The following is a 25,647-nucleotide window of genomic DNA, read 5'->3' as shown; positions in this document are numbered from 1 at the left end:
CCGGCCGGCACCCGCGGTGTCCGGCCGCACAGGGCGCGGGGCGGGCCCCGGCCCGGCAGACGACGCGTCAGCAAGCACCCGGCCATCCGAAGGGACGGTGCGGCCGATGTCCGACAAGGCGACCGCTGCGAGCGGGTCCGCGAACGGCGCGACGCCGGCACGCCGCCTCACCGCGCGCCTCGGCGCACGTGTCAGGGCCTCCTTCACCTCCGCCGAGCGCGCAGCCCCGGCCCGCCCGGGGCCGCCCGCGGACGAGGACGGGGCCGAGAAGGGAGCAGCGCGGCTGGGCGCGGTGGCGCGGTGGTCGTTCCGGCACTGCTGGGTCGTGCTCGGCTCGGCGGCCTGCCTGCTCACCCTGTGCGCCCTCGTCGGCCTGAGCGGAGGCACCCAGTGGTCCAACGGCGGATACAGCGCTGACGGCACGGCCGCCCGGCGCGCCGAGAACACCGCCCGGCAGTTCGCCGCCGGCACGCCGGACCTCGTCCTCTACGCCCGGTCCGACCGCTCGGTCGACGCCCCCGAGGTGGCGGAGCGGGGACGGCGGCTGACCGAACGCGCCGCCCGGTCCCCGGGTGTCGCGTCGGCACTGTCGTACTGGACCACCGGACTGGCCCCCCTCCGCGCGTCCCACGAACGCGGCGCCCTGGTGCGTATCGACCTCGAAGGCGGCGAGTCCGAGGCCGCCCGCACCGCCCGCACCCTGGTGCCGGCCCTGCGCTCCGCGGCCCCGGAACTGACGCTGTCGGTGAGCGGTCCCGCGTGGGTCAACGTGACCGCCACCGACCAGGCGGAGCGCGACCTGCTGCGCTCGGAGCTGTTCAACCTGCCCGTGACGTTCCTGGTCCTGGTGCTGGCCTTCGGCTCCCTGGGCGCCACGCTCGTCCCCCTGGCGATCGGTGCGACCGCGATGTCGGGAGCCGTGGCCCTGCTGGCGGTCGCGACCAGGCTGACACCGGTCTCGGTCTTCGCCGTCAACCTCAGCTGTGCCCTCGGCTTCGGCCTCGCCGTCGACTACGCCCTGTTCACCCTCTCGCGCTACCGCGAGGAGCGGAACCGCGGCCTGGGCGCGGAGGAGGCGGTGGGGCGGGCGATGTCCACCACCGGCCGGGCCGTGATGTTCTGCGCCCTGACCATGGCCTGGTGCATGGCGGCGCTGCTCGTGTTCCCCCTGGGACTGATCCGTTCGCTGGCGATCGCGTCGCTCGTGGTCGTCGCGTTCTGCGCGGCGGGCACCCTGTTCCTGATTCCCGCCCTGGTGGCCGCCCTGGGCGGTCGGCTCGACCGGTCGCACACGTCCCGCCGTCCGCCGTGGAGCCGTCCCCCCACCGACCCCTCGGTGAGCCCGGCGTGGCGCCGGGTCGCGCTCACGGTGACCGGACGGCCGGTGCTGTGGACGGCGGCCGGGGCCGCCCTGCTGCTCGGGCTGGCCGCGCCCGTCACCGAGCTCCGGCCCGCCCTGATGGACGAGTCCGTCCTGCCGGCCCATGCCGAGGCGCGGACCGCCGCCGGGGAAGTCCGCGCGGACTTCCCCCACCCGCCCGACCGGCAACTGTCCGTGGTGCTGCCTCGAACGGACCCGGTGGCCGGGGCGGCCGAGCTGGATGCCTACGCGCGACGTCTGGCGGCACTGCCCGGTGCGGCCCGGGTGAGTACCGTGGCGGGGGACTACGCCCACGGCAGGCTCACCGAGGAACGGCCCACCGAGGCGACCCCGCAGCGCGGGACGCTGGTGGTGGTGTTCGCGGCGGAACCCGTCCAGTCGAGGAGCACCGCGGCGCTCGTCGACGCGGTGCGCGGTACTCCGGCGCCGGGGCCCGCGCAGGTCGCGGGGACCGCCGTCCATCTCGCCGACACCCGGCAGGCCGTGACGGCCGCGCTGCCCTGGTGGTCGACGCTGATGCTCAGCGGTGTGTTCGGCATGCTGCTCCTCTTCACCAGAAGCCTGTTCGTCGCGCTCAAGGCCGCGCTCCTGGGCGCTCTGGCCATCGGTGCGGCGCTCGGACTGATGGTCCTGCTCTTCCAGCGGTGGCAGATCCTCGGACCGCCGGCCGGAGGGGGTGAGGGCGTGCTGGAGATCACCATGCCGCTGCTCGCCGCCGCCCTGGCGTTCGGCCTCTGCGTGGACTACGAGGTCCTCCTCGTCTCCCGCATGGCGGAGGAATGGCGCCGGACCCGCCACAACACCGCCTCCATCGTGTTCGGCGTCGAACACACCGGGCGGCTGTTCACCGCCGCCGCTCTGGTGGTCGCCGTCAGCATGGGCGCCCTGATGCTGTCCCAGGTCAGCCTCCTGGTGGTCCTCGGCGCCACGATGGCCGCGATCGTCGTCCTCGACGCCACCGTCGTGCGGGGCGTCCTCGTCCCGGCGGTGATGCAGATGGCGGGCGGGGCCAACTGGTGGACGCCGACGCTGCGCCGGCGCTCCGCCCCCGCACGTCGACCCGCCGAGGCGGAGACAGGGTGACCGCCGCCCGGATCCGGACGGCCTCCCCTCCTGCCCGCCTGACGGCTGACCTACCGACCAACCGACCTACCGACCAACCGACCTACCGACCTACCGACCTACCGACCAACCGACCAACCGACCTACCGACAATCATCGTGAGGAGCTCCATGACCGAGCTGGCTCAAGCCGTCGCCGTGATCGGCACCGCCTGCCGACTTCCGGGTGGCATCAGTGACCTGGCCGGACTCTGGACCGCCTTGGTCAAGGGAGACGACCTGGTCGGCGAAGTCCCACCGGACCGGTTCGACGCGGCGGACTTCCTGGACGGGGGCCGGCGCCGGCCCGGACGCTCCTACACCGTGGCCGGCGGCTTCCTGCCGGACATCCAGGGCTTCGACTGCGAGTACTTCCGCGGCATCTCCCCGCGAGAGGCGCAGCACATGGACCCCCAGCAGCGGATGCTGCTGGAACTGGCGGTCGAGGCGCTGGACGACGCGGGTGTGGACCCGGCGACCTGCGCGGGGACCGACGGCGCGGTCTTCGTCGGCTGCTCCAGCCACGACTTCGGCCGTCTCGCGCAGGCCAGGCCCGGCAGGGGCGACGTCCACTCGATGACGGGCATCGCCCTGGCCAACACCGCCAACCGCATCTCGCACCTGCTGGACTGGCACGGGGAGAGCTTCGCGCTCGACACGGCCTGCTCCTCGGCGCTGACCGCGGTCCACCGGGCGTACGAGCACCTGTGCGCCGGCCGCACCCGGCTGGCCCTCGCGGGCGGCGTCAACATCCTCCTGGACCCCCGCGTGTTCGCCGGGTTCTCCGCCGCGTCGATGCTGTCGCCCACCGGCCGGTGCCGGGCCTTCTCGGCGGACGCGGACGGCTACGTCCGCTCCGAGGGCGGCGGCCTGCTGCTGCTCAAACGGCTGCCCGACGCCCTGGCCGACGGCGACCGCGTCCACGCGGTCATCCTCGGCAGCGGTGCCAACAACGACGGCCGCACCCCGGGCATCGCCCTGCCGAACAGGACGGCGCAGCAGAGCCTGCTGACGACCACCTACGCCGCGGCCTCGGTGCACCCGGACCGTCTCGTCTACGTCGAGGCCCACGGTACCGGCACCGCCATCGGCGACCCCATCGAGTGCGAGGCCATCGGCCGCGCGCTCGGGACCCGGCGCACCGTCGGCCCGCTGCCCATCGGGTCGGTGAAGACCAATCTGGGGCACCTGGAACCCGCCTCCGGAGTGCCCGGCCTGCTGAAGGCCATCCTGGTGCTGCGCCACGGCCTGGTGCCGCCCACCCTGCACGCCCAGCCGCTGAACCCGCGCATCGGCTTCCAGGACCTCAACCTCAGCCCCACCGTCCGGCCGCACCGCGTGGAGGTGTCCCCCGACGCGGTGGTCGGCGTCAACTCGTTCGGCTTCGGCGGTGCCAATGCGCATGTGCTGCTGGGCCCCGCCCCGTCCGTTCCCGGCCCTCGGGCGGCGGCCTGTGGCCCACTGCCCGTCATGGTGACCGCCCGGGGCCCGGGCGCCCTCACCGAGGCGTGCGGCCGGCTGGCCGAGCGACTCGAGGAAGCCGACGCGAGCACCTTCTACGGCATCGCCCACACCACGACGCGGCGGCGGGCCCGGCACGAGCACCGCACCGTGGTGCTGGCCGGGACCGGACAGGAGGCGGCGTCCGCCCTGACGGCAGCCGCCCACGGAGAACGCCCGGCACCGGGCTCGGCCACGGCCAGAGCGGTGGCGCACGGCCGTGTGGCGTTCGCCTTCTCCGGGAACGGGTCGCAGTGGCCCGGCATGGGAGCCGAGCTGCTGCGCACCGAACCGGCCTTCCGGCGGGCCGTGGAGGACGTCGCGGACGTACTCGACGGACTGCTGGGATGGTCCGTCGTCGACGCGCTGGCGGCGGGCGACGCGGGGCGGCTGAGGTCCACCGAAGTGGCCCAGCCGTTGCTGTTCGCCTACCAGCTCGGGATCGTCGAAGCACTGCGCGCACACGGTGTGCGGCCGCGGGCCGTCGTCGGTCACAGCGTCGGCGAGCTCGCCGCGGCCTGCGTGGCCGGAGCGCTCGACCTGGAGTCCGCCGCCCGCGTGGTCGCCGCGCGGAGCCGGGCCCAGGAAGCCACGGCCGGCACGGGGCGCATGGCCGCCGTCGGACTGGCCGAGGAAGCACTGACGGCCGAACTCGCCGCGTACGGCGGCCGGCTCGAACTGGCCGGGGTCAACAGCAGGACCGACACCACGGTCGCCGGACCGGGCGCCGACGTGGCACTCCTCAGCCGGACCGTGCAGGAGCGCGGCGTGTTCGCCCGCGAGCTGGACCTCGACCACGCCTTTCACAGCGCCGCCATGGACCCCATCAGGGAAGCCCTGCTCAGCGGCCTGGCCGGCCTCCCGTCCACCGAACCCACGATGCCGTACGCCTCCACGGTGACCGGCCGCCTCTGGGACGCCGGCCCGCTGGACGCCGAGTACTGGTGGCGGAACGTCCGCGAGCCCGTGCGGTTCGCCCCGGCCGTCGAGGCGCTGGCCGCCGAGGGCTTCGACGTCTTCGTCGAGATCGGCCCGCACTCCGTGCTCGGCCCCTACCTGCGCCGGCTGACCCAGGGCGGCACCTCGCCCGCCGCGGTGGTGAGAACCGGCTCCCGGCGCGCCGACGGCCCGGCGGCCCTCAGGGGAACCGTCGCCCACCTGCTGGCCGCCGGGGCCGACGTCGACACCGACGTGCACTTCCCCCGGCCGGCACCACCGGTGGAACTGCCCGCCTACCCGTGGCAGCGGGAGCGGTACTGGGAGGCCGAGCCCGGCTGGTGGTCCGGCATCACCAGCGACGGTGTACCCCTGCACCCGCTGCTCGGGCAGCGTGCCGTCACGGCCGGACCCGCCTGGCACGGCGTGCTGAGCACGGTACGCAGCCCCTGGCTGTCCGAGCACCGGATCGGCCGGACCACCGTGCTTCCGGCCACCGGACACCTCGAAGCCGCGCTCGCCGCCGGTCACCACCTCCTCGACACGACCGCGCTGGAAGTCACCGACCTCTCGATCACCAGCGCCTGCCTCCTGCCCGGCGAGGACAGCACCGACGACCTGCTGCTCCAGACCGGTCTGGACCCGCGGACCGGGACTGTGGCCATCGCCGGCCGCACCGGACAGGACGCACCCTGGCAGCACCATGCGCAGGGACGGGTGCGCCGCCTCCTGCGCCCGGCGCCCGCCCCCCTCGACCTGGCCGCGCTGCGTGCCCGGCTCCACCCCGACCCCGTGCCCGCCGACGCGCACTACCGGGGCCTGGCCGCCAGCGGCATCACGCACGGTCCGGCCTTCCAGGTCCTCACCGAGTTCCGGCTCGGCGAGGGGGAACTGCTGGCCTCCTACCGCACCGACCAGAGCACCGACGGCTACCTCGCCCACCCGGTGATCACCGACGGCGCCCTCCAGGCCGGAGCCCCGCTGCTGGCCGCACGGACGGGAGACGCGCTCTTCCTGCCCGCCGAGCTGACGGCCGTGCGCCTGTGGCACCCGCCGGCGTCCGAGGGGCATCTGCACCTGCGGCTCGTCAGGGCGACCGGCCGGGAAGCCGTCTGGGACGTGTCGCTGACGGACCGGGACGGCCGGGTCTGCATGGAACTGGAAGGCTGCCGGCTGCGCCGGTTCGACCTGCACGACGGCACCCCCGCCGCGTTGCAGGAACTCGTCCTGCGGGCGGCGCCACGGGGCGGCGCCGCGCCGGTGCGGCTGCCCGCTCCCGCCGAGCTGATGACACGGACGGCCCCCGCCCGCGCGCGCCTGCGCGACAGCATCGACGACCACTACGAGCAGGTGGCGGCCCGGACCGGGGAGATCGCGGCACTGTTCGCCCGGCGTGCCGTCGAGACGCTCCTCCCGGGCAGGCCGGACTTCGGCCTCGACGACCTGTGCGAAGCCGGTGCGCTGCCGGGGTACCGGCCCTACCTCCGCCGGCTGGCCACGACCATGTGCGCGTTCGGCCTCGCCGAGCGGACCCCCCGTGATCGCTGGCGGCTGACCGGACAGGACACCGCCACAGGCCCCCTGGACCGGATCCGCCCCCTGCTCGCCGATCTGCCCGACGCGCTGACCCTGACCCTGCCGGGTCTGCGCGTCGGGCTGCGACTCGCCCGCCTGCTGCGCGGAGAGGACGACCCCCGCGAGGTCCTCTTCGGCGAGGCCGACCAGCACTTCCTCACCCAGCTCTACGGCAACGCACCCCACCTGCGCCTGCACAGCGCCTACGCCGCGGAGCTGCTGGAAGCGATGGTCGGGCACTGGCCCGCCGACCGCCCCCTGCGCATCCTGGAAGTGGGAGCCGGGACCGGCGGCATGACCGCCGCGCTGCTGCCCGTACTGCCCCCCGAGCGCACCCGTTACGTGTTCACCGACCGCTCGGCCGGCTTCCTGGGGAAGGCGAAGGCCCGGTTCGCCGCCTACGACTTCGTCGAGTACACCACCTTCGATCTCGACCGCGACCCCGCCGAACAGAGCATGCGGGCACACGAGTTCGACGTGGTGATCGCCGCCAACGCGCTGCACACCGCCAAGGACCTGGCCGCCGCCGTCGGCCGGCTCGCCGTGCTGCTCGCCGACGAAGGCATGCTGCTGGCGCTGGAGAGCCACGACAGCGACTGGGTGTCCACCTTCTTCGGCGTGCTGGACGACTACTGGGACTACACGGACACCGCCCTGCGGCAGGACTCGCCCCTCCTCACCCGTGAGCAGTGGAAGGAACTGCTCGGCGCCCACGGATTCGACGCAGTGGCCTGCACCGGGGAGGCACCGGACGTGGAACGCGCGAGCGACTCGGTGATCCTCGCCCGGCGCGCGGCCGGCCCCGCCACCACCTGCCCGGCGCCCGCCGCGGCGGCGCCACCGGCCGCCCGGTGGCTGGTGGCGGCGGCCGCCCCCGACGCACTGTCCGGCCCCCTCGCCGAGGCGCTCGGCACCCGGGCCCTGCCGCTGGACGTGACGGACTGGGCCGCGACGGTGCCCTCCGGGCCCGACGCCTCCGTGCGCGTGGCCCTGCTGCTGGACCCCGCCTACCCGGCCGGCCCCACCGCCCCGGCGTCCGACCCGGCCGCCGCGATCACCCGCGCCGCCTGCCGCATCCGGGACGTGATGGCCGCCCTCGACACCTGCCGGGAAGCCTCGGTGTGGCTGATCCTGCCTCCGACCGGTCTCTTCCCGGCCCCGGAACGCCCCCAGGCACCCGAGGCCGCCGCCCTCTGGGCGCTCGGCCGCACCATCGCCAGCGAGTACCCCGCGACCGAGGTGCGGATGATCTCGCTGGAACGCTCGGGAGACACCGGACGGGACGCGGCGCGGCTGCTCGCCGAACTGCACGACCCCGGGGCCGAACGGGAGATCGTCCTGACCGGGGCCGGCCGCTTCGTCCCCCGGTTCACCCCGGCCGCGCCGCCGGTCCGCCGGCAGACCGACGGGTACCGGCTGAGCCTGCGCGACCCCGGCATGGCCCACCGTCTGGTCTGGGAACCGCAGGACGTCCCCGTTCCCTCGGCAGGCGAGGTGCTGGTCGCCGTACGGGCCGCCGCCCTGAACTACCGCGACGTGATGCTCGCCACCGGTCTGATCCCCGACGACCGGCCGGCACCCGGTCTCCAGGGACCCGCTCTGGGGCTGGAGGGCGCCGGTGAGGTGGTCGCCGTCGGAGCGGGAGTGACCGGCCTCGCCCCCGGTGACCGCGTCTTCGGCAGCGGAGTGGGCTGGCTCGCCTCGCACGTCACCGTCCGGGCCGAGCAGCTGGGACGGGTCCCGGAGCGGATGTCCTTCGCCGAGGCGGCCACCCTGCCCGCGGTCTTCCTCACCGTCCAGTACGGGCTGGAGCGTCTGGCGCGCCTGCGCGCCGGAGAGCGGGTGCTGGTCCACGGAGCGGCCGGTGGCGTGGGCATGGCCGCCCTGCAGTACGCGTCGTCCGTCGGCGCCGAGGTCGTCGCGACCGCCGGTACGCCGGCCAAGCGCGACCTGCTGCGGATGCTCGGTGTGCGGCACGTCCTGAACTCGCGGGACCTGCGCTTCGCCGAGGACGTCCGTGAACTGACCGACGGACGCGGTGTGGACGTGGTGCTCAACTCGCTTGCGGGCGAGGCCATCGCACGCGGTCTGGAATGCCTGAGCCCCGGCGGCCGGTTCGTCGAACTCGGCAAGCGCGACCTGTACGCCAACACCCCCGTCCTCCTGGGGCCTTTCCGGCGCAACATCGCCTACTTCGGCGTCGACGTGGCGACCCTCCCCGAGCAGCTGCCGAAGGTCGCGGCCGAGGAGTTCACCGAACTCTGCCGCCGGGTCACCGACGGCCGGTACCGGCCGCTGCCCCACCAGGTCCACTCCGCCGACGCGGTGCCCGAGGCGTTCCGCTCCCTGCGCCACTCCAGACACCTGGGCAAGATCGTCGTCGAACTCGGCGGGCCGGTCCCGGTGGAGCAGCCGGTGCTCCCGGCGGCCCTGGACGCCACCGGCAGCTACCTGGTCACCGGAGGTCTGGGCGGACTCGGGGCAGCGCTGGCGGAGCACCTGGTGCGCCGGGGAGCCCGGCATCTGATCCTGGTCGGCCGGCGGGGCGCGGACGCTCCCGAGGCGCCCGCGCTGCTGAAACGGCTCGCGACGGCCGGGGCACGGGTGACGACGCTCGCCGGCGACGTGGCCGACCGCGAGACGATGCGGCGGGCGATCGCCGACGCCGACGACGCGGGCCGTCCGGTGCGGGGCGTCCTGCACGCGGCGATGGTCCTCGACGACGCCCCGCTCGCCCAGCTGACGGCCGAACGCTTCGACGCCGTCCTGCACCCCAAGGTGCGCGGAGCCGCCGTACTGTCCGAACTCACCCTGGACCGCGAGCTGGACTTCTTCCACGTGTGCTCCTCGGTGGCCGCCCTGGCCGGCAACAAGCTCCAGGGCGCCTACGTCGCCGCCAACGCCTACCTGGAGGCCCTGGTCCGGCAACGGCGCGCCCAGGGCCTGCCGGGGTCCGCCCAGGTCCTGGGCGGTGTCGCCGAGACCGGCTTTGTCGTCCGCACCGGTTTCGAACAGACGCTGCAACGCCTGGGTTTCGGCTCGGTCACGCCGGAGGAGATCTGGCAGGCGTTCGAGAGACAACTCGAACACGGTCCCGACGTCGGGGTGTTCGGCCGGGTGGACTGGGAGCGGATGGGCCAGTTGCTCGCCGGGTTGAACCCGCCGGCCTTCGCCGCGTGCCGTCGGGCCGCCGGACGCACGGGGGTCGGCCGCGCCGAGGCGCTGCGCTCCAGGCTCGCCGCGCTCGGCGACGACGAGGCGGCGGAAGTGGTCTCCGAGGAACTGGCCGCGCTGGTGGCCGAGGTCCTGCAGACCACCCCCGAGCGCGTCGACCGCACCTGCAAACTGGACCAGCTGGGACTCGACTCGCTCATGGTCGTCGAGCTCTCCGTCGCCGTGGACCGGGCGCTGGGATGCAACATCCCCGCGCTGGAATTCATGGCGGCGAGCTGCCTCGACGATCTGGCACGCCGGATCCTGCCGATGGCCGCCGGAGGTTCCCGATGACCGGCCTCCCGGACCGCCCGGCGGTGAAGCTCGACGAACTGCCGTGGTGGCGGCCGCTGGTCGTGCAGGTCGCCGGTCGGCCCCACCCGGACGACACCGCGCTGGACGTCTTCGTCCGCCAGCTCACCGCGGCGTTCGAAGAACAGGGACACGCCGTCGTGGAGTCGTCGCACGGCGACGTCGACCTGCTGCTGATCGTCACGCACATCCCCACCGGTCCGCAGCCCCTGCCCGACCGGGTTCCCGAGCAGAGCCCACCGCTGAGCGCCCGGACGTGCGGCGAACTCGGGCTGCGCGTCGGCTCGCGCCGGACGGTGGTGGTCGCCCAGGTCCCCGAGGGGCTCGCCGGCCTGCCGCACACCGAAGCGGTCGAGATCGGGCGGACCGTCATGGCCCGGACGGCGGCCCCCCGCGTGGTCCTGGTCGGCCGTGGCGGGCGGGAAGCCACTCTGTTCACCCTGGAAGGCGGCCATCCCACCGAGACCGGGAGACCGGCCGACCGGATCCGCGACCGGCTGGTCACCGCCGCCTGCGCCCGGGACGTCGGCGACCGCTACGACGTGGTCCGCGACGCCCTGCCCGCCACCGCCTGGGCCGCCTCCCCGGCACCGGCACACCTGGCGGAGGCCGGGCGGCGCATGGGCCGGCTCGGCCTGCTCCCCGAACCGGTCCGCATCGACCGCTACGTCTCGGACGGCCTCGCCTCGCTGTACCGCGAGTACCTCGGCTGGAAGCGCCTCAGCGAGGGCATGCTGTTCCTCTACGACCCCGGCCTCGACGCCGTCGTGGTCACCGCCTCCGGCAGCTGGGACGTCGACAAGCGGGACCTGCGCGAGGACGAGGTCACCGTGCTCCACCCCCGCAGCCGCGGCGAGCGCCTGCGGGTCCTCGCCCCGGAGGGACTCGACCCCAAGGGGCCGTCGGTGGAGGCGTGGGAGGTGTGCGCCCTGCTCTCCTCCGTTCCCACCGTCCGTCTCGGGCGGTCGGCGAGCGGGCACTGGGTCGTGGACCCCGACGGCGAGCGCACGGCCCCGCTCATCCGCGGCGGCGTGCACGCCCACGTGGGAGTCGACCGGGCCGACGCGGCGGTCATCGAGTCGGTACCGCCCAACCGGGAGCTGTACCCGTACGGCTTCGGCTGCGGGACCGACCTGATGGCCGACGTGGCGGCCGACACCGCCGCCCGGTCGCAGGCCGTCAACGATGCCGCGGATCCCAGGCTGTACGTCCGCTGGCCGATGCTCTACCACGGAGAGATGGCGGTGGAACTGTGGAAGCCCGGCCTCCCCGAACGCCCGCTCCAGGGACTGCTGGACGCCTACGCCCACGCCGTCCGTTACACCCCCGACCACGTCGACCAGCCGCTGTAGCACCGGAAGGAGGACGACGCTCGTGACATCTCCCGCCCCGCCCCCGTCCGCCGCCGGCCACTGGACCGTTCCCGCCGGCGCGGCGAGCACCTTCTCCTGGGAGTACGACGACGGCCGCGAACGACTGCTCGCGCTCTACCAGCGCGGCAAGGACCGGCAGTGGGACGCCGTACGCAGGATCGACTGGCAGCTCGACGTGGATCCCGCCGACCCCCTGGGCACCCCCGACGAGGCGCTCCCGCTGTACGGCACTCCGTACTGGGAACGTCTGGGACCCGAGCGGCGCGGCGAACTGCGGCGGCACGTCGCCGCCTGGCAGTTCAGCCAGTTCCTGCACGGTGAGCAGGGCGCCATGATCTGCTCGGCCCGCATCGTGGAGACCACGCCCGGCCTCGACGCCAAGTTCTTCGCGGCGACCCAGACCATGGACGAGGCCCGCCACGTCGAGATCTTCTCCCGTTTCCTGCGGGAGAAGATCGGCCTGAACTACCCGGTCAACGACAGTCTGCGCACGCTGCTGGACGACACGCTGCGCGACTCCCGCTGGGACATGCCGTACCTGGGCATGCAGGTCCTCGTGGAAGGGCTGGCGCTGGCGGCGTTCGGGCTGCTGCGCGACACCACCCGCCGGCCCCTTCCCCGGCAGCTGCTCGCCTACGTCATGCAGGACGAGGCCCGCCACGTGGCGTTCGGCCGGATGGCCATGAGGGACCACTACCGGGGCCTGACCGCGAAGGAACTGGCCGAGCGCGAGGAATTCGTCATCGAGGGCTGCCACCTGATGCGGAGCCGGCTGCGCGGCACCGAGGTGCTGGAGAACTTCGGTGTGCCCCGTGCGGCGGCCGTCCGCATCGCGGAGGAGAGCGACTACCTCCGAGTCTTCCGCCGGGCGTTGTTCTCCCGGATCGCGCCCTGCGTCAAGGACCTCGGGCTGTGGAGCCCCGAGGTCCGGGAGGCGTTCGCCGACCTGTGTGACGGGGACGCGCGGGGGAGCGACCTGGACCGGCTGATGCGCCAGGACGACGAACTCGCCGAGGCGCTGGACGCGGAGCGGTTCGCCGCCGAGGAGACGGCGCGCACGGCGGAGGTCACCGCGATGATCTCCTTGGGAGAGGACGCGGGCCGGTGACGCCGCCACGGCGCCCGCCACGGTCCGGCCACGGGAGAACACCGACGGACTGACCGGCGTCGCCGCCGGCACTGACCCGCACGCACCCGCGCGGCCCGTGGACCGCGGCGGGCGCGTGCGGGGCGTCGCGCGTTCCGGCCGTCGGCACACCGGCCCGCTCCGGCACGGGACGCCCGCGGCGTCCTCGGCGTTCGCCCGCCGCGACCCGGGACCACCACCACCTGCCGGTCCGGTACGAGGACCGGTCGGGACCGAGCACCGGCCCGCTCCGTGCCCGGCCGGCGATGTCAGCGGTTGATGCCCGCCCAGAACTCGTCGAAGGACATCCGGCGGTCACCGTCGGTGTCGAGCGAGTCGATCAGTCCCCGGGCCTGGGCCTCGGTGATCTCGGTGCCCTCCAGCTCCGCCACGACCCGCCGGTACTCGTCCGCGGTGACCAAGCCGTCACCGTCCACGTCGTAGCGCTCGAAGACGCTCCGCGCCGCCTTCTCCACCATGTCCGCCATCTACCTCGTCCTTTCGTGATCTTCGATGCCGGCGCCAGCGTATCCGCCCGCGCCGGTCTCGGAGCGACCGAGGGATCAGGCTCTCGTGCCCGCCCCGGCAGACGGCCGTCAGGCACCGCCCGCCGGACATCGCCGGGCCGGCCCGCCCGGTGGCGCCGCCCCTCACCGGCTACGAGGCGCCGCGCAGGCCGTCCAGCAGTGCGCGGACCAGCCCTTCCGCCCGCACCGGTGCCTCGGCGCCCCGGCCGGTCAGCAGCAGACAGAGAGGCGAGCCGATCAGGGCGCCCACCACCGCGCCGACATCGGCGTCGGCGCGGAACCCACCGCTCCTCACGCCCGCGCGCAGCAGACCGGCGACGGTCGTGTGCCGCCCGCACCGGCGATCCGAGGGACCCGTGTGCGCGTCAACCGCCGGGGCTCGCACGGACCAGGCCGCTCTGGTAGGCGATCACGACCAGTTGGGCCCGGTCGCGGGCGTTGAGCTTGGTCATCGCGCGGGAGACGTGGCTGCGCACGGTCAGTGGGCTCAGCACCAGCTGGTCGGCGATCTCGTGGTTGGACCTGCCGAGCGCGGCCAGCGCCATGACCTCACGCTCGCGGTCGGTGAGCAGGGTGAGGTGCTCCGGCGACGTGAGGGGCCCGTCGTCGACCGGGGTGGCCAGGAAACGGGTGATCAGCGCCCGGGTGGCCGAGGGGGAGAGCAGGGAGTCACCGGCCGCCACGGTGCGGATGCCGTCCAGCAGGACGTCCGGGCCCACGTCCTTGCCGAGGAAGCCGCTCGCCCCGGCGCGCAGGGCCTTGGCGACGTTCTCGTCGTTCTCGAAGGTGGTGAGGATCAGGACCCGGGTGGCGGCCAGTTCCGGTCGGGAGCAGATGTCTGCGGTGGCGGTCAGACCGTCGGTGCCGGGCATGCGGATGTCCATGAGGACCACGTCGGGCGTGTGGAGGCGGGTGAGGTCGATCGCTTCCCGTCCGTCGGTGGCCTCCGCGACGACGGTCAGACCGGGGTCTGAGTCGATGAGGATGCGGAAGGTGGCCCGCAGCAGGGCCTGGTCGTCGGCGAGCAGGATGCGGATGGTCATGGGGCGGTGCCTTCGGCGTGGCCGTGCAGGGGAAGGGTGCAGACGACCTCGAAGCCGCCCTCCGGCCGGGGCCCCGCGCGGAAGGTGCCGCCCGCGGCGAGGGCCCGTTCGCGCATGCCGAGAAGCCCGAAGCCGCGCCCGGAAGCGTGACCGGACCCGGGCCGGGGCACGGGACCGGCGGTGTCGTTGGTGATCGTCAGGGTGAGGAAGTGAGGGGTGTGGGCGAGCCGCACCCGCGCGGTGCGGGTGCCCGCGTGCTTGGTGACGTTGGTGAGGGCCTCCTGGACGATCCGGTACGCCGTCAGGTCCAGCCCCGGTGCGAGCGGCCGTGGCCGGCCCTCCTCGATGATGGTCACGTCCAGGCCGGCCGTCGCACAGGCGGCCACCAGGCCGGGCAGCTGCGCCAGGCCGGGCGCGGGCGCCAGCTCGTCGTCGGTGTCGGTGTCCTGGCGCAGCAGTCCGACGGTGGCCTTGAGTTCACGCAGGGCCGCCGCGGTGGTCCCGGAGAGTTCACCCAGGATCTCGTACGCCTTCTCGGGATCGGCCCGTGCGAGGTGGGCGGCGGTGCCCGCCTGAGCGTTGGCCAGGGCGAGGTGGTGGGCGACGACGTCGTGGAGTTCGCGGGCGATGCGCATACGTTCCTGGACGACGCGGTGTCGGGCCTCCTCCTCGCGCTCGCGGGCGATGTGCTCGGCCCTCGCGGCGGCGTACTCGCGGCGGACCCGCACGTAGCCGCCGAGCGCCGCGGACAGCGGCACCCAGGCCGCCGGATTGACCAGGCCGATGATCCACTGGTCCCGAAGCGAGCCGTGGAACAGACCGGAGACGACCATCAGCGCGGTGACCGCCAGCGCGCTGTACCAGGCCGTCCGGCGCTCGGTGCGCAGGCTGACCGAGTACTGCGCGACCATGAGCGGGCCCATGTTCATGGCCGTCACGAGGTGTCCCATGGCGGCCAGGGCCACCATGCTCAGCGCGGTCACCGCCAGCACCGGGAGGGGATGGCCGTGGCGCCGGGGCAGTGCGGCACAGGCGAGCGCGGACACGGCGACGGCGGGCCACAGCGGGGGCGGTCCCGGCATCACGGACAAAGACAGGAGACAGCCGGAGACGGCGATCGCGAACAGCGACACGAGGAGGACGGCCTCGGCCGTCCGGGGACGGCTCGCCGCCCGTTGTCGCCAAGGTGTGCTCATGGTGCGTTCTCCGGGTCGGGCCTGTGAGGACATCGTGACAGACACGGGCCGCGCGGCCGTGGGAGACGGCAGCGCGGCCCCTCGGCGAGGGATGTGGATCAGATGCGGACCGGTTCCCGGGGGCGCTGGTCGCCGCCCGCGGGAGTGGACCGCTCGGTGAGTCCGGTGCCCTCGACGTCGACACGGGGCAGTAGCCTGTCGAGCCATCGAGGGAGCCACCAGGCCTTGTCCCCCAGCAGGGCGAGGACGGCGGGCACGATCGCCATGCGGACGACGAAGGCGTCGAAGAGCACGGCGACGGCGAGACCGAAGCCGATCGTCTTGATCATGGACTCGCCGGACCCGACGAAGCCGGAGAAGACCGCGATCATGATCACCGCGGCGGCGACGACCACCCGGGCGCTGTGCCGGAAGCCCGTGACGACCGCCTGGCCGGGGCGCTCGCCGTGGACGTACGCCTCGCGCATGCGGGCGACGAGGAAGACCTCGTAGTCCATGGCCAGACCGAAGACGATGCCCACCAGGAAGATCGGCATGAGGCTCATGATCGGGCCGGTCTGCTCGACGCCCAGCAGTTCGGCGCCCCAGCCCCACTGGAAGACCGCGACGACCGTGCCGAGCGAGGCGAGCACCGACAGCAGGAAGCCGAGGGCCGCCTTGACGGGCACGAGTACGGAGCGGAAGACCACCAGGAGCAGCAGCAGGGACAGCAGCACGATGACGGCCAGGTAGGGCACCAGAGCGTCCTGCAGGGCCTGCGCGACGTCGATGTTCATCGCGGTGCTGCCGGTGACCTCGAAGGTCGCGCCGGTGTCCGACTCCAGGCCGGGGCGCTCGGCGCGGATGGTCCGGACGATGTCCTTGGTGGCCTCGTCGTTCGGGCCGGTGGCCGGGACCGCCGAGAAGAGCGCGGCGTCACCGGCCTCGTTGAACTGCGGGGGCGTGACGGACACGACGCCCTCGGTGTCCTTGATCTGCTCGGCGATCGTCGTCGCGGCCGCCTTCGGGTCCCCCGCGCCCCTGACGTCGGCGACGATCGTCAGCGGACCGTTGAAGCCGGCCCCGAAGCCGTCGGCCAGCGCGTCGTAGGCGCGTCGTTCCGTCGTCGACGTGGGCTTGGCCTCGGCGCCGGGCATGCCCATCTCCAGCTGGGTGGCGGGCAGGGCCAGGGCTCCCAGACCGGTGACGCCCAGGAGCAGCACGGCCACGGGGCGGCGCATCACGAAGCGGGCCCACCGGGTGCCGCCGTTGTCCTTGGCTCCGGCGGGACGCCGGGCGGCGGTGCTCCGCTTGCCCGCCTTGCGGACCTTGCGGGACAGGACGGCGTCCGGCCACGTCCCGAGCAGGGCGGGCACCAGGGTCAGCGCGACCAGGACGCCGATCGCGACCGCTCCGGCGGCGCACAGACCCATCTTGGTCAGCATCGGCACGCCGACCACGGACAGCCCGGCGAGCGCGATGATCACGGTCAGACCGGCGAATACCACGGCGGAACCGGCCGTGCCGACCGCGAGACCCGCCGCCTCCCGCGGGTCGCGGCCGTTCGCGCGCTCCTCGCGGTAACGGGAGACCACGAAGAGGGCGTAGTCGATGCCGACCGCGAGCCCCAGCATGGAGGCCAGCGTGCCGGTGGTCATGGACAGCCCGAGAGCGCTGCCGAGGGCGAGGATCGCGCACATGCTGACGCCCACGCCGATGACGGCCGTGAGCAGCGGAAGCCCCGCCGCCGCCAGGGAACCGAAGGTGATCAGCAGGACGACGGCGGCGAGAGCGATGCCGATGGCCTCGGCCGAACCGCCGGCGGCCGGCTGCGAGGCGAGCGCGGTACCGCCCACCTCCACGGTGAGGCCCGAGGCACGGGCTTCGCCGATGGCCTTCTCCAGGCCGTCCTTGCCGGCGTCGGTCAGGTCGCCTGCCTTGACCTTGTACGTCACCGTGGCGTACGCGGTGGAGCCGTCCTCGCTGACCGCGCCGGCCTTGAAGGGGCTGACGGCGTTGTCGACCTGGGGGCCCTCGGCGGCCGTGGACACCAGCTCGTCGATGGCGGCGCGGTGGTCGTCGGCGGTCACCTTCTCCCCGTCGGGGGCGATGAACACGATGCGCGCGTCGGCGCCGTTGGCGTCCGAGCCGGGGAACCGCTCCCCGATGAGGTCGAACGCCTTCTGGGCCTCGATGCCCGGCATGAACGAGGTGCCGTCGTCACCGGCGGCGGGGGCCTTGACGGCGCCGAGGCCGACGCCGCCGAGGACCACGGCCCACAGCAGGGTCACGAGCCAGCGCCGCCGGAAGGCGGCACGGCCCAGTCGGTACAGGAAGGTAGCCACGAGAAGGGTTTCTCCAAGGTCAGGTCTCAGGTAGGTACCAAGGCTGCATTTCCGAGGCCTGTCGGGGCATCGTGCGAGTGCTGTCCTTGCGGGCTCGTGACCGGGTACCAGCCGGGACACCGGCCTGGTGCGGGACGACGAGGCCGTACTCCTACCTGAGGATGACGGCGGGGGCGGACGCGGGAGCCGTAGCCGCCTCGACGCGTGGTCCCGGAGTCCACGGAGAGGTGACCGAGTGGCGGAGGGCGTGCGCGGCTCGGCCGTGGCTTCCCGTGCTCACCCTGCCCTTCCGCGCGGCAGGAACGCCGCACCCCGCGGCGCGCCCGGGACGCGGGTGCGTCGAGGGTGCTGCCGAGGGGCGGAGCCGGTCCAGCAGAATGACGGTATGGCCGCGCCTTCCAGAACCAGTGCAGGTTTCGACAGCGGGACGAACCGGATGCGCCTGTCGGCTGCCGCGGCCGCGTCGGTGACCGTGGGCGCGGGGCTGGGGCTCAGGGCCGCCGCGGCGGGAGACGTGGCCAAGTACGGCGGGGACGCCCTGTACACCCTGCTGATCGTCGCCCTCGTCGTCCTGGTCGTCCCGCGGGTGACAGCGTGGAAAGCCGGGGCGGTCGCGCTGGCCGTCAGCTGGGGGGTGGAGCTCCTGCAGCTCAGCGAGCTGCCGGCGGAACTCTCCCGGCGCAGTACAGCTGCCCGCTTGGTCCTCGGTTCCACGTTCAACCCACCGGACCTGTTCTGGTACGCGGTCGGCGCGTTCGCCGGATGGCTCGTCCTGGCGTCTCGCAGGACGGGGCGGTGACGCAGGTCGTCGACCCGGCCGGCCCGCCGGCCGGATCCGCCGCCTCCGTCCGTCGTGCCGGGCCCCATCACCGCGAGGTCCGGCCGCGGGGCCGGCGAAGGGCGGACGGACGTCGTACCGTCTTCGTGGCGGTCGAGGGGAGGAAGTCCCGTGGCCCGCTCCAGAATCTGCCTGCCGGACCCGCGCACCGGCGGCACCGGGTACCGGCATGGTCACGCCCTGGACGACGGCACCCCCGGCCAGGGGTCGGCGCCCGCCGACGCTCGACGATGCGCGCGCCCTCGGCGGCGAGGCCGAGGGCGACGGCCCGTCCGGTGCTTCGGCTGCACGACCGTACGACCGCACGACCGCGGGGTGGTGTGACGGCGTACGTCGCGCCGCCAGGTGACCCGCCGCCGCGTGACCCGCGGGCGGAGTCGTCCGCCGCAGGTGACCGGCAGGGCTTCGTCACGGGTCTTCGGGCACACGTCCCGGTGGCGCCGCGCCCTGCCGTACGGCGAGGGCCGTGCTCTGCCGTACGACCAGGTGGGTGGCGAGTTCGATGCGCTGGGCGGCCCGGCCGGGGTCGTCCGGGCGGAAGAGCATACGGGTCGCTTCCTCGGCCATCTGGCGCAGCGGCTGGTGGACCGTGGTCAGTGGCGGGCTCGACCACTGGGCCAGGGGCACGTCGTCGTAGCCGACCACCGAGAGGTCCTCGGGCAGGCGCAGGCCCCTGACCCGAGCCGCCTCCAGCACACCGAGGGCCTGGAGGTCACTGCCCGCGAAGACGGCCGTCGGCCGGTCGGGGCCGTCCAGCAGGTCCATCCCGTGCTCGAAACCGCTCTGCACCTGGAAGTCGCCGAAGCGGACGAGGCGCTGGTCGACCGTCAGCCCCGCCATGGTCATGGCCGAGCGGTACCCGTCGAGACGGGCCAGTGAGCACAGCATGTCCTCGGGACCGGTGATGATCGCGACGCGTTCGTGCCCCTGCTCCGTGAGATGGCGCGTCGCGGCGAGGCCCCCGGCCCAGTTGGCGGAGCCCACGGACGGCACATCGGGGTCCGGGTCGCCGGCCGGATCGACGATGACGAAGGGAACGCTCCGTGACCGCAGCCGGTGCTTCATCTCGGCGGGGACGGACGAGAAGACCAGGACGACACCCAGGGGCCTGCGCTGGAGCACGCCCTCGATCCAGTCCGGCGCGGGTGCGTGCCGTGTGCCGCTCCTGGTGAGCACCACGGTCGCCCGCTTCGCCTTGGCGACGGTCTCCACCCCCCGGATGAGTTCCATCGCCCAGACGCTGTCCAGCTCGTGGAAGACGAGCTCGACGAGCGGGGAGCGCGGCGGGTTCGAGCTCCGGCGGCGGTAGCCGTGGACCTCCAGCAACTGCTCGACCTTGACCCGGGTGGTGCGGGAGACATCCGAACGACCGTTGAGGACCTTCGAAACTGTCGGGGGAGAGACCCCCGCTTCTTTCGCCACCTCGGCCAGGGTCACCCTGGCGCCCACCTCAACATCATCGTGCATACGGGCAGGATAGGTCATGCGATCGATAACGTTTTGAGTCGGCATCTGCACGGCCATTGACCAGAAATCCTGTCTCACTCTACTGTCCGAGCAGCATGGACTTTCGGTGATGGTGCCGAAACTTTCGAAAGGCGAACGATGAAGACACGTGCGCGCTTGCCCAGACTGGTCGCGACCGGTGCGACGCTCGCCCTGGCGCTGAGCCTGTCGGCCTGTGGTGACGGGAACGGCGGGGCGTCGTCGGACGACGGCAAGATCCATGTCCTGGTCTACGGGGACGCCAGCAACAAGGTCGAACAGCAGATCGTCGACACCTTCAACAAGACGTCCGACGTCAAGGCCGTCCTCGACACCATCCCCGGGGCCGACTACCAGAAGAAGCTTCAGACGATCATCAACACCTCCGAGGCGCCCGACCTCTTCTTCAACTGGGGCGGCGGCAGCATCAAGCCGTTCGTCAAGGCGGACCTGCTGCTGCCGCTCGACGACTTCATCAAGAAGAACCCGGACCTGGAGAAGAAGTTCCTGCCGACGGTCTTCGAGAACGCCGTCGTCGACGGCAAGCCGTACGGCATCCCGATGCGCGGCACCCAGCCGGTCCTGCTGTTCCACAACAAGGCGGTCCTCGACAAGGCCGGCGTCGAGCCGCCGAAGACCTGGGACGAACTGCTCGCCGCGGTCGACAAGCTCAAGGACGCGGGTGTCACGCCGATCGCGCTCGGCGGCGGCGACGTCTGGCCGACGCAGATGTGGTTCCAGTACCTCTACGACCGCATAGCCGGCCCGGAGCTGTTCGCGAAGGCCATCGGGGGCGACAAGAGCGCCTGGGAGAGCCCGGACAGCAAGAAGGCCCTGGACATGATCAGTGAGCTCGTCGACTCCGGCGCCTTCGGCAAGAACTACGACTCCGTCAAGTACACCAACGGCGGCTCGGTCCAGCTGGTGGCCTCGGGCAAGGCCGGCTTCGAGCTGATGGGTTCCTGGTACTACTCCCAGCAGCTGACGGACCACAAGGAGTTCGCCGAGAAGGACCTCGGCTACACCGCCTTCCCGGCCGTCGAGGGCGGCAAGGGCGACCCGGGCAACGTCGCCGGCAACACCAACAACTACTACTCGGTGATGAAGAAGACCAAGCACCCCGAGGCCGTCGCCGAGTTCCTGAAGCTCATGTACTCCGACGACTTCGTCAAGGCGCAGCTGGACATCGGCAACCTGCCGACCACCACCGACACCGACAAGTTCATCGACGGCTCGGGCACCCCCGAGTACTCGCGCTTCCAGTACGACCTCGTCGCCGACGCCCCGTCGTTCCAGCTCTCCTGGGACCAGGCGTACCCGCAGAAGGCGAGCTCGGACATGCACAAGGCCGTCCAGCAGTTCTTCAACGGACAGCTCGACACGGACGGCTTCATCAAGGCCATGCAGGCCCTCCCGACCGAGTGACGAACGGCTCATGACCACAGACCTCACGAGCGCTCGGCCCGCCGCCGGACCCCGCAAGGAGTCTCGGCGGCGGCCGCCCGCCTCGTCCGCAACGGAGGTGGGCCGCCCCGGCTTCGCCTGGGCGCTGCCCGCCGCAGTGTTCTTCGCCCTCTTCGCGATCGTCCCGCTGATCATGGTGGCGGTGCTGTCCTTCATGAGCTGGGACGGCCTCAGCTCGCCCGAGTTCGTCGGCATGGACAACTGGTCGCGCCTCGTCGACGACCCGGTCATGCTCGAGAGCATCTGGCTGACCCTGCTGCTGACCGCGCTCGGCGTGGTCCTCCAGACCCCGCTGAGCATCCTGCTCGGCGTCTGGGCCGCCGGTCACCAGCGCAACCGCGCCGTCCTGTCGGTCATCTACTTCATCCCGCTGCTGCTGTCCGCGACGGCCGTCTCCGTGCTGTGGCGGGCGCTGCTCGACCCGAACTTCGGCATCCCGGCCGACGCCGCCTGGCTGTTCGGGGACGGCAACCTGTTCGGTGAGCAGTCCACCGCCATCGGGGTACTCGCCTTCGTCAGCACCTGGCAGTTCACCCCGTTCCACACGCTGATCTACCAGGGTGCCGCCCGCGCGATACCGCCGGTGCTGTACCAGGCGGCGGAGATCGACGGGGCGGGCCGCTACCGGCAGTTCTTCCACATCACCCTGCCGCAGCTGCGCACCTCCATGATCACCTCGATGATCCTGATGATCGTCGGTGGCCTGACCACGTTCGAGACGGTCCTCATCCTGACCCAGGGCGGCCCCGGCACCGACACCACCATCAGCGCCTACTACATGTACGACAAGGCGTTCAAGAGCTTCGACTACGGCACCGGCTCCGCGATCGCCCTGGCCCTGGTCGTGGCGGCCACGATCATCTCGCTGATCGTCGTCCGGGTCTCCGGCTACGACAAGATGCGCAGCTCCATGGAGGGTGTGTCATGAGGCGCCGACCGAACTACCTGGCCGGCGCCGGCTCGCTCGTCTGGCTCTTCCTGGTCGGCCTGCCGCTGTACGTGATGCTCGCCGCGACCCTGCGCACCCGCCAGGACTACGCCGAGAACGGCCCGGTGTCGATCCCGGACAGCTTCACGCTGGACAACTTCACCGGCGCCTTCGACTCGGGCTTCGGCCAGTACTTCTTCAACACGCTGGTCGTCACCGCCAGCGTGATCGGCATCGTGCTGCTGCTGGTCCCGCCGCTGGCCTACGCGATCGTCCGCAGCCGCGGCAGGACCACGTCGGCGATCTTCCGGCTGTTCCTGCTGGGCCTCGCCATCCCGGCCCAGGCCGTGATCGTGCCGATGTTCTACCTGATCAGCGAGGCCGGGCTGTACGACAACCTGCTCGGCGTCATCCTGCCCACGGCAGCGTTCTGCCTGCCGATGTCCGCGCTGATCCTCAGCGGCGCGATGCGTGACATCTCGCCGGAGCTGTACGAGGCCATGGCGATGGACGGCGCGAGCCCCCGGCGCATGTTCTTCCAGCTCGTCGTGCCGCTCTCCCGCGGCGGCCTCTCCACGATCGTGGTGTTCTCCGCGCTCCAGGCGTGGAACGGCTTCCTGTTCCCGCTGGTTCTGACCCAGTCCGAGTCCACCAAGGTGGTCACCCTGGGGCTGTACAACTTCCAGACCGCGCACGGCATCGACATCCCCGGTCTGCTGGGGGCCGTGGTGCTGTCCATGACGCCCATCCTGCTCGTCTACCTGTTCGCCCGTCGCGCCCTGGTCCAGGGTCTGATGGGCGTCGGAGGAAAGTGATCGCCGACGTGGCCGTAGAGACCACCCCCGAAGTCCCCCTCTGGAACGACCCCGCCCAGACCCTCACCGACCGGGTGTCCGCGCTGATCGAAGCGATGACCCCCGAGGAGAAGATCGCCCAGCTGTACGGCGTGTGGGTCGGCGCGTCCAACGAGGGCGGAGACGTCGCCCCCCATCAGCACGACATGGAGGAGGCCGTCGACCTCGACGCGCTCCTGCCCACCGGACTGGGCCAACTCACGCGCCCCTTCGGCACCGCCCCCGTCGACCCGGCGCTCGGCGCGCTCTCGCTCATGCGCACGCAGGCCCGAATCGCCTCCCAGAACCGCTTCGGCATTCCCGCCCTCGCGCACGAGGAATGCCTGGCCGGTTTCGCCGCCTGGGGCGCGACCGCCTACCCCGTCCCCCTGTCCTGGGGCGCCACCTTCGACCCGGACCTGGTCCGGCGCATGGCCGCCGCCATCGGCCGCGACATGCGGGCCGTCGGGATCCACCAGGGACTCGCGCCCGTCCTGGACGTGGTGCGCGACGCCCGCTGGGGCCGGGTCGAGGAGACCATCGGCGAGGACCCGTACCTCGTCGGCACCATCGGCACCGCCTATGTGCGGGGCCTGGAGGAGGCCGGCGTCGTCGCCACCCTCAAGCACTTCGTCGGATACTCGGCCTCCCGCGCCGGACGCAACCTCGCCCCCTCCTCCGTGGGCCCGCGGGAACGCGCCGACGTCCTGCTGCCCCCCTTCGAGATGGCGGTCCGCGAGGGCGGCGCCCGCTCGGTGATGCACGCCTACACCGACACCGACGGGGTGCCCGCCGCGGCCGACGAGGACCTGCTGACCGGACTGCTCCGGGACACGTGGGGCTTCGACGGCACCGTCGTCGCCGACTACTTCGGCATCGCCTTCCTCAAGACGCTGCACGGCATCGCCGGCGACTGGGCGGGCGCCGCCGGGGCCGCGCTGCGGGCGGGCGTCGACGTCGAGCTGCCCACCGTGAAGACGTTCGGCGCGCCCCTGGCGGAGGCCGTCGCCGACGGCCGCGTACCGGAGACCCTGATCGACCGCGCCCTGCGCCGGGTGCTCACCCAGAAGGCCGTGCTCGGGCTGCTCGACGCGGACTGGAACCCGGTGCCTTCCGCGCTCGACGGCGCCGACCTGGAGGATCCGGACGCCCTGCGCGGCCGGATCGACCTGGACGGTCCCGGCAACCGCGAACTGGCCCGCACGGTCGCCGAGGAGGCGGTCGTGCTGCTCAGCAACGACGGCACCCTGCCGCTCGACCGGCCGCGCCGCATCGCCCTGGTCGGACCCAACGCCGAGGAGCCCACCGCCGTACTGGGGTGCTACTCCTTCCCCCAGCACATCGGCGTCCACCACCCCGGCACCCCGGTCGGCATCGCGCTGCCCACCCTGCGCGACACCCTGGCCGCCGAGTTCCCCGACACCGAGTTCACGGTCGTGCACGGCACGGGCGTCGACGACGGCGACGTCTTCGGCATCCCCGAGGCCGTCCGCGCGGCCCTGGACGCCGACGTCGTCGTCGCCGTGCTGGGCGACCGCGCGGGGCTGTTCGGCCGCGGCACCAGCGGGGAGGGCTGCGACGTCGAGTCACTGGCCCTGCCCGGTGCCCAGCAGCAGCTCCTCGACGCGCTGCTGGACACCCGCAAGCCGGTCGTGACGGTGCTGCTCGCGGGCCGGCCGTACGCGCTGGGCCGGGCCGTGGCGGAGTCCGCCGCGATCGTGCAGTCCTTCTTCCCCGGCGAAGAGGGCACCGCCGCCCTCGCCGGTGTGCTCGGCGGGCGCATCAGCCCCACCGGCAGGCTGCCCGTCAGCGTGCCGCGCGGAGCCGGTACCCAGCCGACCACCTATCTCGGGGCGCGGCTCGCCCACGCCAGCGAGGTGTCGAACATCGACCCGACGCCCGCCTTCGGCTTCGGGCACGGCCTGACGTACACCACGTTCGACTGGAGCGACCTCGTGGTGCACGAGAAGGAGGCCCCCACCGACGGCGCGTTCTCGCTCGGACTCACGGTCCGCAACACCGGCGAACGGCACGGCACCGAGGTCGTCCAGCTGTACCTGCACGACCCGGTCGCCTCCGTCGTCCAGCCGGTGCAGCGCCTCATCGGCTACACGCGGGTGCCGCTGGCCCCCGGCGAGGCCCGCAGGGTACGGGTCGAGATCCCGGCCGACCTCGCCTCCTTCACCGGACGCGACGGCCACCGCGTGGTCGAGCCGGGCGACCTGGAACTGCGGCTCGCCGCGTCCAGCACCGCCCCGCTCCTGACGGCGACGGTGACCCTCACCGGCCCGGAACGCCGTGTCGACCACACGCGGCGACTGCACGCCGTCTTCGGCCTGGAAGCCGCTGCCGACGCCTGATCCGCCGGCCGGACCACGAGCGGTGCCACCCGGCGACCTCCGGGTGGCACCGCTCGTTCGAGGGCCAGTGTGGGCCAGTGTTCAGAGGGCCGGCGGGCCGGCGGGAAGACTCCCCGCGCGGTGCGGCCGTGTC

The 25,647-nt window shown here is 72.9% G+C and carries 15 protein-coding genes; 9 read left to right on the top strand and 6 right to left on the bottom strand.

The genetic code is table 11. From position 1 onward, the window contains the following. Positions 1-106 precede the first annotated feature (106 nt). From ACP4IX_RS22265 to ACP4IX_RS22250, 4 genes are all read left to right on the top strand, one after another. On the top strand, positions 107-2,464 hold the full coding sequence (locus tag ACP4IX_RS22265; protein WP_426521906.1) for an MMPL family transporter: 2,358 nt from the start codon (positions 107-109) through the stop codon (positions 2,462-2,464). A gap of 149 nt (positions 2,465-2,613) precedes the next feature. Continuing rightward, the gene (locus ACP4IX_RS22260; RefSeq protein WP_426556458.1) at positions 2,614-9,999 is read left to right on the top strand and encodes an SDR family NAD(P)-dependent oxidoreductase; all 7,386 of its coding nucleotides are present in this window, start codon (positions 2,614-2,616) and stop codon (positions 9,997-9,999) included. Beyond that, positions 9,996-11,369, top strand: a complete 1,374-nt coding sequence (locus ACP4IX_RS22255) for a hypothetical protein (RefSeq protein WP_426521908.1) — start codon at positions 9,996-9,998, stop codon at positions 11,367-11,369. The genes ACP4IX_RS22260 and ACP4IX_RS22255 overlap by 4 nt, the downstream gene beginning before the upstream one ends. 22 nt (positions 11,370-11,391) lie before the next feature. Further along, a complete protein-coding gene (locus tag ACP4IX_RS22250; RefSeq protein ID WP_426521909.1) occupies positions 11,392-12,498 on the top strand; it encodes a diiron oxygenase in 1,107 nt (368 codons plus the stop codon). 287 nt (positions 12,499-12,785) lie between these two features. Here the strand turns inward: ACP4IX_RS22250 and ACP4IX_RS22245 are convergent, their stop codons facing one another. The 5 genes from ACP4IX_RS22245 to ACP4IX_RS22225 form a co-directional block, all read right to left on the bottom strand. Next, entirely contained in the window at positions 12,786-13,004 is a 219-nt protein-coding gene (locus ACP4IX_RS22245) for an EF-hand domain-containing protein (protein ID WP_426556457.1), read from the bottom strand. 169 nt (positions 13,005-13,173) lie between these two features. Beyond that, a complete protein-coding gene (locus ACP4IX_RS22240) occupies positions 13,174-13,338 on the bottom strand; it encodes a hypothetical protein (RefSeq protein ID WP_426521911.1) in 165 nt (54 codons plus the stop codon). 70 nt (positions 13,339-13,408) lie between these two features. Continuing rightward, positions 13,409-14,086 carry a response regulator gene (locus ACP4IX_RS22235; RefSeq protein WP_426521912.1) on the bottom strand — a complete coding sequence of 226 codons (678 nt, stop codon included), beginning with the start codon at positions 14,084-14,086 and terminating at the stop codon, positions 13,409-13,411. Beyond that, a complete protein-coding gene (locus tag ACP4IX_RS22230) occupies positions 14,083-15,282 on the bottom strand; it encodes a sensor histidine kinase (protein ID WP_426521913.1) in 1,200 nt (399 codons plus the stop codon). The genes ACP4IX_RS22235 and ACP4IX_RS22230 overlap by 4 nt, the downstream gene beginning before the upstream one ends. 98 nt (positions 15,283-15,380) lie before the next feature. Continuing rightward, the gene (locus ACP4IX_RS22225) at positions 15,381-17,606 is read right to left on the bottom strand and encodes an MMPL family transporter (protein ID WP_426521914.1); all 2,226 of its coding nucleotides are present in this window, start codon (positions 17,604-17,606) and stop codon (positions 15,381-15,383) included. A gap of 385 nt (positions 17,607-17,991) precedes the next feature. Here ACP4IX_RS22225 and ACP4IX_RS22220 point away from each other — a divergent pair, with 385 nt between their 5' ends. Further along, the gene (locus ACP4IX_RS22220; RefSeq protein ID WP_426521915.1) at positions 17,992-18,405 is read left to right on the top strand and encodes a DUF2809 domain-containing protein; all 414 of its coding nucleotides are present in this window, start codon (positions 17,992-17,994) and stop codon (positions 18,403-18,405) included. 447 nt (positions 18,406-18,852) lie between these two features. On the opposite strand, the gene ACP4IX_RS22215 is transcribed toward ACP4IX_RS22220, so the two are convergent. After that, positions 18,853-19,911 (bottom strand): LacI family DNA-binding transcriptional regulator, encoded by a 1,059-nt coding sequence (locus ACP4IX_RS22215; RefSeq protein WP_426521916.1) that lies wholly within the window; start codon positions 19,909-19,911, stop codon positions 18,853-18,855. Positions 19,912-20,049: 138 nt separating this feature from the next. On the opposite strand from ACP4IX_RS22215, the gene ACP4IX_RS22210 reads away from it, so the two are divergent. The 4 genes from ACP4IX_RS22210 to ACP4IX_RS22195 are packed head-to-tail and all read left to right on the top strand — an operon-like array spanning position 20,050 to position 25,514. After that, positions 20,050-21,354, top strand: a complete 1,305-nt coding sequence (locus ACP4IX_RS22210) for an ABC transporter substrate-binding protein (RefSeq protein ID WP_426521917.1) — start codon at positions 20,050-20,052, stop codon at positions 21,352-21,354. Positions 21,355-21,364: 10 nt separating this feature from the next. Beyond that, positions 21,365-22,321, top strand: a complete 957-nt coding sequence (locus ACP4IX_RS22205) for a carbohydrate ABC transporter permease (protein ID WP_426521918.1) — start codon at positions 21,365-21,367, stop codon at positions 22,319-22,321. Next, the gene (locus ACP4IX_RS22200) at positions 22,318-23,136 is read left to right on the top strand and encodes a carbohydrate ABC transporter permease (protein ID WP_426521919.1); all 819 of its coding nucleotides are present in this window, start codon (positions 22,318-22,320) and stop codon (positions 23,134-23,136) included. The genes ACP4IX_RS22205 and ACP4IX_RS22200 overlap by 4 nt, the downstream gene beginning before the upstream one ends. After that, positions 23,133-25,514 (top strand): beta-glucosidase, encoded by a 2,382-nt coding sequence (locus ACP4IX_RS22195; RefSeq protein WP_426556456.1) that lies wholly within the window; start codon positions 23,133-23,135, stop codon positions 25,512-25,514. Before ACP4IX_RS22200 ends, ACP4IX_RS22195 begins: the two co-directional genes overlap by 4 nt. The last annotated feature ends 133 nt before the right edge of the window (positions 25,515-25,647 follow it).

Source organism: Streptomyces sp. WG5 (genome assembly GCF_049974565.1).
Classification (GTDB): domain Bacteria; phylum Actinomycetota; class Actinomycetes; order Streptomycetales; family Streptomycetaceae; genus Streptomyces.
This window is presented reverse-complemented; position numbering and strand designations above follow the sequence as displayed.